Annotated in this window: 13 protein-coding genes and 1 riboswitch; of the genes, 7 read left to right on the top strand and 6 right to left on the bottom strand. The window is 35.1% G+C overall.

Annotation, left to right across the window (positions count from 1 at the left end; genetic code table 11):
* Nucleotides 1-22: 22 nt before the first annotated feature.
* Nucleotides 23-688: a DUF975 family protein gene (locus JN080_RS15150; protein WP_256236846.1), complete on the bottom strand. Its 666-nt coding sequence runs from the start codon at nucleotides 686-688 to the stop codon at nucleotides 23-25.
* 11 nt (nucleotides 689-699) lie between these two features.
* Nucleotides 700-1,497, bottom strand: a complete 798-nt coding sequence (locus tag JN080_RS15145; protein ID WP_256236845.1) for an HAD family hydrolase — start codon at nucleotides 1,495-1,497, stop codon at nucleotides 700-702.
* Between the two features lie 393 nt (nucleotides 1,498-1,890).
* On the opposite strand from JN080_RS15145, the gene JN080_RS15140 reads away from it, so the two are divergent.
* Nucleotides 1,891-2,265, top strand: a complete 375-nt coding sequence (locus JN080_RS15140) for a hypothetical protein (protein WP_256236844.1) — start codon at nucleotides 1,891-1,893, stop codon at nucleotides 2,263-2,265.
* Between the two features lie 285 nt (nucleotides 2,266-2,550).
* Entirely contained in the window at nucleotides 2,551-2,814 is a 264-nt protein-coding gene (locus tag JN080_RS15135) for a metal-sensitive transcriptional regulator (RefSeq protein ID WP_256236843.1), read from the top strand.
* Nucleotides 2,815-3,174: 360 nt separating this feature from the next.
* On the opposite strand, the gene JN080_RS15130 is transcribed toward JN080_RS15135, so the two are convergent.
* Nucleotides 3,175-3,708: a YceI family protein gene (locus JN080_RS15130; RefSeq protein ID WP_256236842.1), complete on the bottom strand. Its 534-nt coding sequence runs from the start codon at nucleotides 3,706-3,708 to the stop codon at nucleotides 3,175-3,177.
* Nucleotides 3,709-4,106: 398 nt separating this feature from the next.
* Between JN080_RS15130 and helD the strand changes: the two genes are divergently transcribed.
* Complete coding sequence (helD, locus tag JN080_RS15125) at nucleotides 4,107-6,428, top strand: RNA polymerase recycling motor HelD (RefSeq protein ID WP_256236841.1); 2,322 nt, start codon at nucleotides 4,107-4,109, stop codon at nucleotides 6,426-6,428.
* Between the two features lie 80 nt (nucleotides 6,429-6,508).
* Here the strand turns inward: helD and JN080_RS15120 are convergent, their stop codons facing one another.
* Together JN080_RS15120 and JN080_RS15115 are read right to left on the bottom strand one after the other, a co-directional pair.
* Nucleotides 6,509-6,643 carry a BA3454 family stress response protein gene (locus tag JN080_RS15120; protein WP_256236840.1) on the bottom strand — a complete coding sequence of 45 codons (135 nt, stop codon included), beginning with the start codon at nucleotides 6,641-6,643 and terminating at the stop codon, nucleotides 6,509-6,511.
* A 521-nt stretch (nucleotides 6,644-7,164) separates the two neighbouring features.
* The gene (locus tag JN080_RS15115) at nucleotides 7,165-7,395 is read right to left on the bottom strand and encodes a hypothetical protein (protein WP_256236839.1); all 231 of its coding nucleotides are present in this window, start codon (nucleotides 7,393-7,395) and stop codon (nucleotides 7,165-7,167) included.
* Nucleotides 7,396-7,844: 449 nt separating this feature from the next.
* Between JN080_RS15115 and asnS the strand changes: the two genes are divergently transcribed.
* From asnS to JN080_RS15100, 3 genes are all read left to right on the top strand, one after another.
* The gene (gene asnS / locus JN080_RS15110) at nucleotides 7,845-9,236 is read left to right on the top strand and encodes an asparagine--tRNA ligase (protein ID WP_256236838.1); all 1,392 of its coding nucleotides are present in this window, start codon (nucleotides 7,845-7,847) and stop codon (nucleotides 9,234-9,236) included.
* A 174-nt stretch (nucleotides 9,237-9,410) separates the two neighbouring features.
* Nucleotides 9,411-10,103 (top strand): response regulator transcription factor, encoded by a 693-nt coding sequence (locus tag JN080_RS15105; RefSeq protein WP_256236837.1) that lies wholly within the window; start codon nucleotides 9,411-9,413, stop codon nucleotides 10,101-10,103.
* Complete coding sequence (locus JN080_RS15100; protein WP_256236836.1) at nucleotides 10,087-11,340, top strand: sensor histidine kinase; 1,254 nt, start codon at nucleotides 10,087-10,089, stop codon at nucleotides 11,338-11,340. Before JN080_RS15105 ends, JN080_RS15100 begins: the two co-directional genes overlap by 17 nt.
* Nucleotides 11,341-11,383: 43 nt before the next feature.
* Here JN080_RS15100 and JN080_RS15095 read toward each other — a convergent pair whose 3' ends face one another.
* Nucleotides 11,384-12,850: an amino acid permease gene (locus JN080_RS15095; protein ID WP_256236835.1), complete on the bottom strand. Its 1,467-nt coding sequence runs from the start codon at nucleotides 12,848-12,850 to the stop codon at nucleotides 11,384-11,386.
* A 98-nt stretch (nucleotides 12,851-12,948) separates the two neighbouring features.
* A riboswitch (Lysine riboswitch) is annotated at nucleotides 12,949-13,138 on the bottom strand.
* A gap of 307 nt (nucleotides 13,139-13,445) precedes the next feature.
* Here JN080_RS15095 and JN080_RS15090 point away from each other — a divergent pair.
* Complete coding sequence (locus tag JN080_RS15090) at nucleotides 13,446-13,688, top strand: DUF2164 domain-containing protein (RefSeq protein WP_256236834.1); 243 nt, start codon at nucleotides 13,446-13,448, stop codon at nucleotides 13,686-13,688.
* Nucleotides 13,689-13,839: the final 151 nt, after the last annotated feature.

Genomic DNA, 13,839 nt, shown 5'->3' with positions numbered 1-13,839 from the left:
TGATTTCCGCACTGCATTTTTTTTACGAGAGCGTTTGTTTTGCAGACTCTGTTTTTACTAAACTTTCATAAAAGGATGCTAGCGTTGCTGTGTAGTAAGGAACAATCCACAAAAATCCAATGAATAATGATATAACCCCCAGTACACCCCAGCCGATAAAACTTAAAATTAACACAAAGTATTTCCCTTTATTGCCATGCATTAATTTCCTGCTTTCTTTGATAGCATTGTTAGGGGAGAGCTTCGGGTTGTCTTTTAATACAAAATAAACTTGTGAATAGGCAAAAGATTTTATTATGCCGGGAATAAGAAATAACAGGCTCCAAAGAAACGTATATAAAGCTGTCAGCACGTAGACCCCAATCACTTTAAAATAAACCGAAGCATCAAACGCATAAAACAAATTTTTAATTTCCACCTGCTTACTTCTTTCCATATCAAGAAAGCTGGAGTAATAGCCAAAAAGAATAGGATATAGGGCAATCGTAAAAATTAATGAGACGAGTTGTGCTGTAATTGGTGGATTTTCCTGATTTGACCAGGATGTAAATCCACCGCTGAATAATATTTCAACCAATAATGGAATGATTGAACAAATTCCAAATGTGATAATTGAAAGCAAGATAGCAAAACCCCATCTGCCTTTTAATGTTAATTTAGCTTCTCTTTTTATAACGCTGATTTTCAAAATATTTCTCCTCACTCTGTGTAGTCTAGCAATCCCAGTGCTTTTAAACCATTGTAAATACCTGAGTCGGTCACCGAAGTTGTTTTATGTTTAGCATAAGCAAAAAGATCAGGATGAGCGTTACCCATCGCAAAACCTTCGCCGACATTCATTAACATTTCCTTGTCATTTAAGCCATCCCCAAAAGCAATTGAACTTTCTTTTCCTATGCCTAAATGTTTTAAAACACAATTGACGCCAAAACCTTTATTAACGTTATCCCTAATCACGTCATAGCAATTTTCCATTCCTTCAACATTGACTTGAGTTAGGTGAATTCGATGGTCATTTAAATAATGTAGGTATTCATTTCCTTTTACATCCATTAGCGTAATCCCAAGAACATCATTAATAACATCATTTGAAAATAATTTGTTTTTGTTTAAATGAAATTTTTTTATAAACTTTTCAACGGTAGGCTTTTCCAAAGAGGTGAATGCATTGTGATTATTTGTATACATCACCATCTCATGGTCGAAATTCTTTGAAATTCTTAAAAAATTTGCAACCATGTCAGCCATCATTCGTTCTTGAAATAAATCAACTCCTTTATAAATGCCGTATGCCCCGTTATAACCAATAAAGGATTTTACGTTTAATGCCTTTGCAATACTCTGAATCTCATGAAGGGGGCGGCCAGTTGCCAAAAAAACCTCCACCCCTTGGTCCTGAACCTTTGAGACTGCCAATTTAGTTGATTCTTCGATCGTGTCATCAGGTCTAATGGTCGTTCCATCAATATCTAAAAATAATACTTTATAATGAATCATATATGTTCTCCTTAGGTAGTTTATGAAGTTAGTCTACCATTTCATCGGGGGGAAAGTCACCTTTTTATGGGCATTTATAACCACAAAAGATTTAATTCGTACTGAGTTATTAAATAGATACCTGTCAGTAAAAATTTAAGCTATATAAAAAATATAAAATTGATAGCACTTGCTATTGTTTCTGTACATTATTGCTAGCGCATCAATGTGGGGGAATTGAAAGTGGAATCTAATTTAATGATTACCTCGTTAAAAACGTCTATCCAATTGGATAGGCGTTTGTTCAATCCTTTAGCAGACTGATTTTTAAATGGAATTGTAACCGTGAAGAAATCGTTTTGTAAACTAAAATTGTTATAATGTAAAAATAAACTTAATGTAGTAGGTGATCATATGGAAGAATCAGCAGCTAAAACGTATTTACAAAAATCACTTGATGAATGGAAAGACGATATTTCCCAGGTTCTCGCTGAAATAGATAAGGAATATGAGCAAGTTTCACAAGAATTAAAGCTTTATTCCTATAAGTATGGTATAACCAAGCAAGTGATCCAATCAACAGTAAATAATGATATTATCAAAAGCATTCGCGAGAGATACCATAAACCTTTTGAAGAAAGTTATAATAAACTTAAAGAGGACATAAAGGATTTAGAAGAAAAAAAGCGGGTTTTTCAAATGTTCATACATAAGATCGACGAAGTAACACGCAAAGAAAATCATAACAATACAAATGAATATCGCAGTAATTTTGTTGTTGCCCAATAGGGCTTGCTAGAAAGCTTATTTTATAAAGTAATCATATAAGATGGTTGCTTTATTTTTTTTTGGATTGATGGAATGTAAGCATCGCAGGTTAATTGTGATAAGTTTATAACCCTTAGATACATATACCTGCAGCAGTAAAGAAGAATTAATTGATGGTATTGAGATTGGTGGAGTAGCTATTTTCCTTGGTGATGCTGAAGATTCAGGTTAAAATTTGTTTATCTAACTAACATAGACTTCCTATTAGGGATCGTTTAAAATGGGAAATAACAGAGGTGACCTAATTTGATCTATAATGATAAATCAAAGAATCGTTTAAAACGGGCAGAAGGCCAAATTAAAGGAATATTAAGAATGATGGAAGAAGGAAAAGATTGTAAGGAAGTAATTACCCAGTTGTCCGCTGCCCGCTCAGCGATTGACCGGACTATAGCCGTAATCGTTAGCTCAAACCTTGAGCACTGCCTACGGGACTCAATTGAATCAGGAGATGGGGAAACGTCTAAGCTAGTTGAAGAAGCAGTCAGATTGCTGGTTAAAAGTAGATGATAATAAAGACCATATACTCTGAAGATTTTAGTATGTCGTCTGCTTCGAGGGTAGACCCTAATTAAAATTAAAAACAACTAAAAAAAGAAACGTTTATCCCATAGTGATGAACGTTTCTTTTAATACGTAGCTAAACGGAAACTTTTAATCATTTTCTTAATGAGGCCGTGATGTGTAAAAGCAAATCACCTGCCTTTGGTATACTTTTAGCTTGGAATCAGGCATATGCTAAATGGAGCAAAAAAGGGGGGTTTTTTGATTCCATTTTAGAATGGATATGCCTTTTTCTTATTGTCAAAGAAGATATTTATTTGGGTTTACTTATTTTCTAGTCACAAAAGGAACAATTCCATTTAAGGATTATTCTGCTTTTGATGCTTCAATTTGCAGGCTAATTTTCACTTTATCCCCGACAAGCACGCCGCCTGTTTCTAATGCTGAGTTCCAAACTAAACCATAGTCAGCACGGTTGATCGTTCCTTTACCACTAAAGCCAACCTTTTCATTTCCCCATGGATCTTTACCTTGGCCTTCAAATGTTACTGAGAAGGTTTCTGGTTTTGTAAAACCGTGAATAGTTAAATCACCAGTGACATCGTATTCGCCCTCGCCAGTTTTTTTAATAGTTGTTGAACGGAAAGTCATTTCAGGGTATTTCTCAACATCAAAGAAGTCTGCTGATTTTAAATGTGCATCACGGTCTTTGGCACGAGTGTCGATACTTGCAATTTCGACAGCAAAGTCAATTGTTGCATCTGTTAAATCTGTTACATCCGCTTCAACAGTTGCATTGAAATTGTGAAAAGTTCCCTTTACATTTGCAATCATCATGTGGCGAATTGAAAAGTCTACACTGCTATGATCTGCGTCAATAGCCCATTTTGTTTTTGTCATTTTAAAATCTCCTCTTCCATAAGTTAGTTTGAAATTATATATCTCAAATTAAGAATAACTTGATTCAAGATAAATTATATGTTGTAGTTCTATTGTTGTCAATCAAATTTTTATTTTTTTAACATTGCTGTAAGTGATGCTGAGGAAGGATATTTAAAACTTGAAAGTAACCAATAAAATTTTATTTAACATCAGATACTACCGGTAATCAAATTTTGTTTGCAAGGAGTTTGGATTCGATGTAAACTAAAATTTACCTTAAAAGCCAAAAATTCCTGCTAAATAGTAATTAACTACTGCATAGTTTACTATGAAAAGGCAAAAAACCTGAGAAGCTTTACATATAAAATATAAAATATCACTTGTCATAGTGCATATATTTTTGGGAGAGTGGTTAGATGGGCGATATTCAACGTAAAGATTGGGATGTAGAGCAAGAAAGAGTTAATTTCGTTACAAAGGAAATCGATAAGAAGGCTAATAAACTTAAGAACAATGCAGGAAAGGTTAGCTCAGATGTTCTTGAAATTAGAAAGACATTCTGGAATGATGTAACAGTTAACTTTGATGAACCTGATGATGTTGCAGAAACTGCCGCAAGTATTAAGCAACAAGCAGAGCTGCTTTCAGAACGTGAACGAACGAATTCTCAGCTTACTAAACAACTAAGAACGCTTGCTAGGTTAAAGGATTCACCATATTTTGGAAGGATTGACTTTCTTGAAAATGGGGAAAAGTCTGCTGATCGTATTTATCTTGGGATTGCTTCTTTTATGGATGAACATGATGAGAACTTTATTATTTATGATTGGCGCGCCCCAATCTCCAGTCTTTATTATGACTATGCACCTGGCCCAGCTTTTTATGATACTCCTGAAGGAACAATATCTGGTGAAATGGAATTGAAAAGGCAATTTATAATTAGAGGTTCCAAAATAAAGGGAATGTTTGAAGCAGGAGTAACGATTGGAGATGAGATGCTTCAGGAGGTTCTTGGGAACAATGCGAATTCTCAGATGAAAAGTATCGTTGCAACTATTCAGCGTGAACAAAACCAAATTATTAGAAATGAACATGCTAAACTGTTAATTGTACAAGGTGTTGCAGGCAGCGGAAAAACGTCAGCTGCACTTCAACGTGTTGCCTATTTACTTTACCGCTATCGTGACACGTTAAGATCAGAAAATATTCTTTTATTTTCTCCAAACCCTTTATTTAATAGCTATGTTGCAACCGTCCTTCCAGAGCTAGGAGAGGAAAATATGCAGCAATCCACCTTCCAGGAATATTTAAACCAACGGATAGGAAGAGAATTTACTGTTGAGGACCAATTTGAGCAGATGGAGTTTTTACTATCAAACGGGGAGAAGGATCTAGGGCGAATTAATGGGATTCGTTTTAAGGCGAGTCTTGATTTCAAACAACTAATAGACCAATACGTTTCTAGCCTATCTACACGAGGATTACTCTTTAAAGACATTATCTTCCGAAATGAGGTCATCATTTCAAAAGCAATAATTTCGAAATATTTTTATTCTCTAGATCAAAGCTTTTCCATCCCAAATCGGATGGAGCTTGTAAAGGATTGGATATTGAAGGAATTGAAAAAAAGGGTGAAAAAGGAACGTTCCACAAGCTGGGTAGAGGAAGAAATCCAGTTTCTTGAAAAGGGGGATTATGTAGAGGCATTTAAACATCTCGAAGAAAAAAAGCACTATACCAGTAGTTCATTTGATGATTTTGATCAAGAACAAAGAATTTTGGCTGAAATGGTGGTTAAAGAAAAATTCAAACCGTTATTTAAAAGGATAAAGAAGCTTAAGTTTATTGATCTTCCCGGGATTTATCAACAATTATTTAGTAACGAAGAACATGTAAAAGAAAGTTTTTCAGACAATTGGGATACCATTTGTTATCAAACCATTACAAACATAAACAACCTGGAAATTCCCTTTGAAGATGCAACGCCGTTTGTCTATTTGAAGGGGTTACTTGAGGGCAGGATATCGAATAATGTTATTCGGCATATTTTCATTGATGAGGCGCAGGATTATTCCCCTTTTCAATTCGCGTTTATTCAGCAGCTGTTCCCTAATAGTAAAATGACACTTTTAGGCGATGTTAATCAAGCAATATTTTCTGGTGCAATTGATTCTGGTACTGTCCTCTCCGATTTGGCAGTCAAGGACGAAGAAGTTGAGACGTATATATTAATGAAAACTTATCGATCGACCAAACCTATCGTTGAATTTACCAGTTGCTTACTTGAATACGGAGGAAAAATTCAACCGTTTAATCGGCCAGGCAAGAAACCAACCGTAAAGATCGTAAACGCCCAGAATGAACTGAACAGCTTAGTTGTTCAGAAAATTGAGCAGTTTCAAAGCAGTGGACATCAAACGATTGCAGTAATCTGCAGAACGGCACAAGAGAGCAAACAAGTTTACGATATCCTTAAAATGGAAATACAATTAAATTTAATTGAAAAAGGGACTATTTCCTATGAGAAAGGTATATTAGTGATTCCATCCTATCTTGCAAAGGGGATTGAGTTTGATGCTGTTATTATATATGATAGTTCCCAATACAGCAGTGTAAATGAGCAGAAACTATTCTATACTGTATGTACACGGGCTATGCATGAACTTTATTTATTCGCGAGGGGTGCTCTTAGCCCGCTTTTGAAAAACGTTGACCCCAAGACCTTTGATCTAATCTAAAGATTTTCATATCTTATTATAAAAAAGGAAACATTATTTTATGTAAATAACGTTTCCTTTTTGGTTTAAATAATATATATTCATTTATTCCATTGTTTACGAACTTGTTCAGAGGCTAGGCGTAAAATCTCTGCTTCAGATGTATGGTTGGTTGTAATGACATTTGTTAAATAATCCCTGCCTCTATAATTTACTCTAACGTTTATTTGTACCATCATAAAATCACCTTTTTTCTAATTATTTTATTATTATATAATGTTTTGATTTCCTATATTAGTTTTGCATGTTTTTTTAGAAAATCTTTATACTACTTTGACATTTTAAACAACTATAGAATGTTATCGAAAACAGGAGAGACACATGAACAGGAAAATGAAATGATTGGAGACTTTCAAAACCCTAATACCGTTAGTGTTTTTATTAAAGTTGACGACACTTAAATAGGGTAATGAATAATATGATGAAAATCAAAAGGACCATACCACTTGGCTTGGATTCGTAGAGACGATCTAGGTTATGGATTTGGGTTGCAAGGCTAGGGACATAACGAAAAAGAGATGGTCAAGCGCGGTGCAAATCGAATTCGCTTGGGTATTAGTAAAGAAAATAAGAAGGTACAATCTTTTTGGGAATCATTAGGATTTTACTATTATAATACAGTTATTGTAAAAAATCAAAAGGGGATTTTATGCTATGTGTGAAATCATTAGCATTAATTCTTTACCAGAAAAACTTTTTAAGCCTCAACCAAAAGAAACTTGGCTGCAAATTCTTGAACCAGTGTTTTATCAATTTTGTTCTTTTTAACCAATAATTCAGCAGATGTAAGGTAAGGTAGAACGGTCAAATTCTTTTTCAAATCCCGAAGAGAAATTTCACCATTTAATAATTGGATGGCCATTTCTTTTACTTCCTGTTTATTGGCAGATTGATAAAGAATAAAAGCAATACATGTTACTTTGTCCATCGAAATATTCCTCCCCGAAAAAGTATATAAATATACATTTCGCTGTAATCTTGAAAATTCCTGCAGAATATTCAGAAAAATATTTCTTTTTGGATAATTTTTGATAAATATTTTCTTTTTTTGTCAGTTTAGCTTATTTGCCAACAAATCGTTTTTTTTGCTTTATTTATACTGCGTTAGGACTAATGTATATTGATTATTTCCTATAATATTATATATAATGGTGAAGGATAAAAGTTTAGCGGGACTGTTACCTATAATGACAGTATCCTTTTTAGGTTGGACGATCTAACCAACAAGGATGGAGAGCTTGTTCATTGTTGTAAGCCTGTCCTATTGTTACAAGTTGGATAGTACCGTAGAATTTTACCTTGCGTCCCTTGGGATGGGAGGTTTTTACTCTTTTATAGAAATAAACTTTTATAGAAATAAATAGGAGGAACCAAATAATGAAAGATACCCTTATTAAGGATTTATACCGTAATTCCGAAAAATATAAGGAGCAACAGGTTCAATTATCGGGATGGGTTCGTACTATCCGTGATTCAAAAACATTTGGCTTTATAGAGTTGAATGATGGAACCTTCTTTAAAGGTGTACAAATAGTTTTTGATGATCAAATGGAGAATTTTAAGGAAATTTCTAAGCTTCCGATTAGCTCATCGATAAAAGTGGTTGGGCACTTTCTATTAACTCCACAGGCAAAGCAGCCTTTTGAAATAAAAGCAACCGAAATCGTAATAGAAGGGACGTCAAACGTCGACTATCCATTACAAAAGAAAAGACACACGTTTGAATATTTACGGACGATTGCCCATTTACGGCCAAGAACAAATACTTTTTCGGCTGTTTTTCGTGTTAGATCACTTGCATCCTTTGCAGTACACAAATTTTTCCAAGAAAAAGGTTTTGTTTACGTACATACACCAATTATTACTGGAAGTGACACAGAAGGTGCCGGTGAAATGTTTAGAGTAACAGCTTTGGATCTTGACAACCTTCCAAAAAATGATGAAGGGAAAGTTGATGTAAAACAGGACTTCTTTAATAAAGAAACAAATTTAACGGTTAGCGGACAATTAACAGCTGAAGCTTTTGCACTAGCTTACCGCAATGTATACACGTTTGGACCAACATTCAGAGCGGAAAATTCAAATACTGCCAGACACGCGGCAGAATTTTGGATGATTGAACCAGAAATAGCATTTGGTGAACTTCCTGATATTATGGATCTTGGTGAAGAAATGGTTAAATATGTAATTAACTATGTACTTGAGCAAGCTCCAGAAGAAATGGCATTTTTCAACAGCTTTGTTGATAAGGGCTTGTTGGAAAGGTTAAATATTGCTAAATCAGCTGACTTTGGCCGGGTAACATACACCGAAGCAATCGAATTGTTAAAAAATTCAGGAGCAGAATTTGCTTATCCAGTTGAATGGGGACTAGACCTGCAAACTGAGCATGAACGGTATTTATGTGAGCAAGTTTTTCATAAACCGGTGTTCGTTACAGATTACCCGAAAGAAATTAAAGCATTCTATATGAGACTAAATGATGATCATAAGACAGTGGCAGCAACAGACATGCTCGTACCGGGCATTGGCGAATTAATCGGTGGAAGTCAACGTGAAGAAAGAGAAGCTGTTTTAACAAATAAAATTAATGAGCTTGGTATGAATGAAGAAGATTACTGGTGGTACCTCGAATTAAGAAAATACGGAGGAACCAAGCACGCTGGCTACGGACTTGGCTTCGAAAGATTGATTATGTATTTAACAGGTATGACCAACATAAGGGACGTTATTCCATTTCCAAGAACAACTGGAAATGCAGAATTTTAATGATAGTGAGGAGGATATCACAAAAGGAATTGACCCTTTTGCGATATCCTCTTTCTTTTTAAAAATTATCTATTCATTTTTAATTTTATTTTAAAAAATAAAGCCTATAATTATTGTAAATAAGTATGATTCTGCTGAAAATAACCTTGCTGTTAAAGAAGCTGGGAGGAAGACATGAAGATATTAGTGGTGGAAGATGAAAATAATTTACTAGAAGGAATTTCTCATATATTAGAAGAGGAAAATTATCAAGTGGATAGGGCATTAAATGGTTACGATGGACTTCAATTAGCAAAACAAGATATTTATGACGTGCTTATTCTTGATATCATGCTACCGGGAATGGACGGATTTTCCATTGTGAAAGCATTGAGGGATGAGTCAATTCGAACACCCATTATACTTCTAACTGCGAAAGATAGCGTCGAAGATCGTGTGAAGGGCCTAGATTTGGGAGCAGATGACTATTTGATTAAACCTTTTGCTGCACCTGAATTGCTGGCAAGGATCCGCGTTCTCCTCCGTGGAAAAGGAGAAATGGTTGAAAATGATCTTACATATGGACCAATCAAAGTTGTTGAAAGTGAACATGATGGATATATCAATGATGAAAAATTAAATTTGACAGTAAAAGAATATTTGTTACTCGAATTTTTCATTCGGAATAAAGAGCAAATCTTACTTAGAGATCAAATTTTCAATCGCATTTGGGGGTTTAGTTCTGAAGCAGGTTTAAATATTGTTGATGTTTACGTGCATCATCTTCGGAAAAAATTAGCATCGTATGACGTGGAAGATTATATTAAAACTGTTCGAGGAATTGGTTTTATGCTAAAAGGAGAAGAAACTGATGTTTCGAAAGACTAAACTTAAATTAGTTTCTTTGTATACCATCGTTTTCTTTTTCATATTATGTATTTTTGGACTAAGTTTGTATGTGTATATGTATCGCTCAACCTATATTTCCATAGATGAAAAACTTAACGAAAAAGCAGTAGCCATTACTGCACATAGTGGGAAAGAAATACCAGAAGAAAATGAGCATGAAACGGAACGACGAATAGCTTATTTATTTTGGGGACAGAACAGGACGCTGCTAAGGAGTTACCCTAACAATGTTTTTTTGCAAAAGAATCTATCGAAAATATATACACGTGAACATGATAAAAAACCGCAAACTGTTACAATCAAAGGTCAATACTACAGAATTGTATCGATTCAAACACATGACCTTAAAGTAAATAAAAAACCGATAAAACTTATTCAGCTCTTATATAACATTGATCCAGAAGTAAATTTATTAAAAACTATGCTAATCTTAATTGGGTTTGGATGTGCAGCAGGGTTGATCCTTTCATGTTTGGCCGGTCTTTTCTTGGCAAACAAAGCACTCGTTCCAATCCAGCGCTCATGGGAAAAGCAATCACGTTTTGTTGCAGATGCTTCGCATGAACTGAGGACACCTTTAGCTGTTATTCAAACTCATTTAGAACTGCTATTTCGTCACCCTTCAAAAACAGTAGAAGAAGAAAGTGAAACGATTTTTAAAAGTCTTTCAGAAGTAAAACGGATAAATAAACTTGTTGAGGAGCTGCTTACCTTAGCAAGAAGTGATTCAAATGAGCAGCAAATTAATCCAAACTATTTTATGATGAATGAACTGATTCAATTGATTGTTGAACAATTTAAACCGATTGCTTCTATGAAAAAAATTCACTTAAAAGAAGCAACTGAAAAAAATCTCAACTATTATGGCGATAAAGAAAGAATACACCAACTTTTTGTTATCCTATTGGATAATGCCCTTAAATTTACAGCTCCTGAGGGGGTTGTATCAATTTCTTGTAAAAAAGAGGGAAATCTCCTGAAAATTATCATGAAGGATACCGGTGTGGGGATCCCTACTAAAGACTTGCCCTATATTTTTGACCGCTTTTATCGAGGTGATAAAAGCCGGACTAGATCCGAAGGTGGTACAGGACTTGGATTATCCATTGCGAAGTGGATTGTTGAAGCCCACCATGGTCAAATTAGCGTTGAAAGCCAGCATAGGGAAGGTACCGCTTTTATTATAAAACTGCCAATGAACAAAAGCTTCAACTAACCTTGATCATGTAAAAAGCACGCCAAGCGGCGTGCTTTTAGTCTTAATTATTTAAATCACATTTTTCTAATGGGATAATCTTTGTTTTCTTTGTAAATTTATAGCCAAGCCACAATATAAGGAAAAATGGTAATCCTATATAGGAAACAAGTACACCATTCCAATCAATATGATCACCCATAAAGGCAGCATAGTTTTGTCCTAAAATAACAAACGCACATAAAACAAAGGCAAAAATAGGTCCAAAGGGATAAAATTTTGATTTGTAAGGAAGTTTAGCAAGATCTCTTCCCTGTGCTACATAAGCTCTCCGAAAACGATAATGGCAAATGGCAATCCCAAGCCACGCAATAAATCCGGACATTCCTGATGCATTTAATAGCCATACATAAACAGTTCCATCTCCAAATAACGATGCAAGAAAAGCAATACATCCAACTAGGGATGTAACAAGTAACGCATTAACAGGCACACCGCGACTGTCTAATTTACCTAGAAATTTAGGGGCTTTTCCTTGTCGGGCTAAATCCCAGAGCATTCTAGTAGAAGCGTACATTCCGGAATTACCAGCTGACAAAACAGCAGTTAAAATGATTGCATTCATGACGGAGGCAGCAAAAGCAATTCCTGCTTTTTGAAAAACAAGTGTAAATGGACTTACCGAAACATCTCCGTTTGCAAGATTTCCATTTGTATATGGAATAAGTAAACCAATAACAGCAATAGCAAGTACGTAAAAGAGGAGAATACGCCAGAATACCTGTTTTACAGCACGTGGAATTGTTTTGGCTGGATCTTCACTTTCACCGGATGCAATCCCTAAAAGTTCTGTTCCTTGGAATGAAAAACCGGCTGCCATGAAAATACCAAGCATTGACATAAATCCACCGTGGAAAGGAGCATCCCCAATCGTAAAGTTTTTAAATCCGATAACATGTCCACCCATAATTCCAAGTATCATTAATGCACCAGCAATAACAAAGATAATAACTGTAACCACTTTAATTAACGAAAACCAATATTCTGCTTCACCAAATCCTTTAACAGAAAGGTAATTTAATAGAAACATTATGACTAAAAAGATAGCGCTCCATAGGATAGAGGGAGTATGCGGGAACCAAAATTTCATAATCATCGTTACGGCTGACAATTCAGCTGCAATCGTAATTGCCCAGTTGTACCAATAATTCCAACCAAGTGCAAAGCCAAGCGAAGGATCAACAAATTTTGTTGCATAAGTGCTAAAGCTTCCAGCAACAGGCATGTATGCACCCATTTCCCCAAGGCTAGTCATTAGAAAATAAACCATAATTCCAATTAATAAATAAGATAGAAGGGCACCGCCAGGTCCAGCGGTATGAATGGCACCGCCACTCGCTAAAAATAGGCCTGTTCCAATCGTTCCGCCAAGCGAAATCATCGTTAAGTGCCGTGCTTTTAGACCGCGTTTTAATTCCGTTGTTTCTTTAGTTGCATCAGCTGATTGTTTTTTAGCTGCTACTGTTGCCATGATAAAAACTCCTTTTTATTATTTTTGGAAGGAGTTTGGAATAAAAAAAAACCACCGAAGCAGATTCGAATGGCTCGTTATACCCCGCATCATACCTTCCGAAAGATAGCTCAACACGTTTAGCTGGTAGGGCATAACGTGACAGTTCTGTTCCTATTCGAAAACAGCCCCAGCATGCTTTTACAGAGAGTCAAGCACACTTCGGCAGCTTTTCCTTTTAAACGTAGTCAAAGACGTCTCTGCATCTCGTCCGTTTTACTCATAAAAGCCGCGACCTCTACCTCATCGGTTTGATGAGGATTTGTCATATAAAGTTTACATATTCAAGTATACGAGCTCAAAGAATAATGTCAATATATTTTTGTGAGAAAGTATTTATTGGTAAAATGAAACTTAAAATTAGTAATTATCCAGTTACTAAGTAGCCTTAAAAACCAAGCTAAACACGAACAAATATCCAAACTTCATATTTAAGGATTCATGAGTTTAAAATATTTCGATATACTTATTGCTTGGTGAGTCTTGTTGAAAAAATTGAAGCTTTTCTTTTTGTAAAGGAAAATAAATAATAATCATATGTAAAGGAATGATCCCCGTGCTTGTTAAGTTTACGAGGCAACAAAAAGAAAGCATGATTGCAGAAATACAGCGTTTTTTTTCCGATGAGCGCGACGAAAAAATTGGGGTTCTGGCTGCAGATAGTGTCTTTGAATTTTTTAAAGAGGAACTTGGTCCGTATTTTTATAATGAGGCTCTTAAAGATGCACGGAAACTAATTGAACAGAAAATGATCTCAATTGAAGAGGATTTGTATTCATTAGAAAAAAAACCAAAGTAATCTGGGTGATAGGGAACTGGTGAGACTAATTATCTAAACATATTAGTTATCTTGAATCGGTCACGATCGAAATGATTTGTTCATCTCGCAATGATGATAATTAACAAAAGACCCTTATTATATATTAAATTTTAACGAATCCCGAAATTCA

The organism is Bacillus sp. EB600, from assembly GCF_024494385.1.
GTDB lineage: Bacteria > Bacillota > Bacilli > Bacillales > Cytobacillaceae > JAEVLT01.
Note: the sequence above shows the minus strand (reverse complement) of the source record. Positions and strands in the feature narration are given on the sequence as shown.

What these genes read in the sequence shown, in the direction of transcription:
- asnS (WP_256236838.1), top strand. Translation starts at nt 7,845, where the DNA reads ATGAAAGATACCCTTATTAAGGATTTATACCGTAATTCCGAAAAATAT.
- JN080_RS15095 (WP_256236835.1), bottom strand. Translation starts at nt 12,850, where the DNA reads ATGGCAACAGTAGCAGCTAAAAAACAATCAGCTGATGCAACTAAAGAA.
- helD (WP_256236841.1), top strand. Translation starts at nt 4,107, where the DNA reads ATGGGCGATATTCAACGTAAAGATTGGGATGTAGAGCAAGAAAGAGTT.
- JN080_RS15100 (WP_256236836.1), top strand. Translation starts at nt 10,087, where the DNA reads ATGTTTCGAAAGACTAAACTTAAATTAGTTTCTTTGTATACCATCGTT.
- JN080_RS15140 (WP_256236844.1), top strand. Translation starts at nt 1,891, where the DNA reads ATGGAAGAATCAGCAGCTAAAACGTATTTACAAAAATCACTTGATGAA.
- JN080_RS15145 (WP_256236845.1), bottom strand. Translation starts at nt 1,497, where the DNA reads ATGATTCATTATAAAGTATTATTTTTAGATATTGATGGAACGACCATT.
- JN080_RS15130 (WP_256236842.1), bottom strand. Translation starts at nt 3,708, where the DNA reads ATGACAAAAACAAAATGGGCTATTGACGCAGATCATAGCAGTGTAGAC.
- JN080_RS15120 (WP_256236840.1), bottom strand. Translation starts at nt 6,643, where the DNA reads ATGGTACAAATAAACGTTAGAGTAAATTATAGAGGCAGGGATTATTTA.
- JN080_RS15105 (WP_256236837.1), top strand. Translation starts at nt 9,411, where the DNA reads ATGAAGATATTAGTGGTGGAAGATGAAAATAATTTACTAGAAGGAATT.
- JN080_RS15115 (WP_256236839.1), bottom strand. Translation starts at nt 7,395, where the DNA reads ATGGACAAAGTAACATGTATTGCTTTTATTCTTTATCAATCTGCCAAT.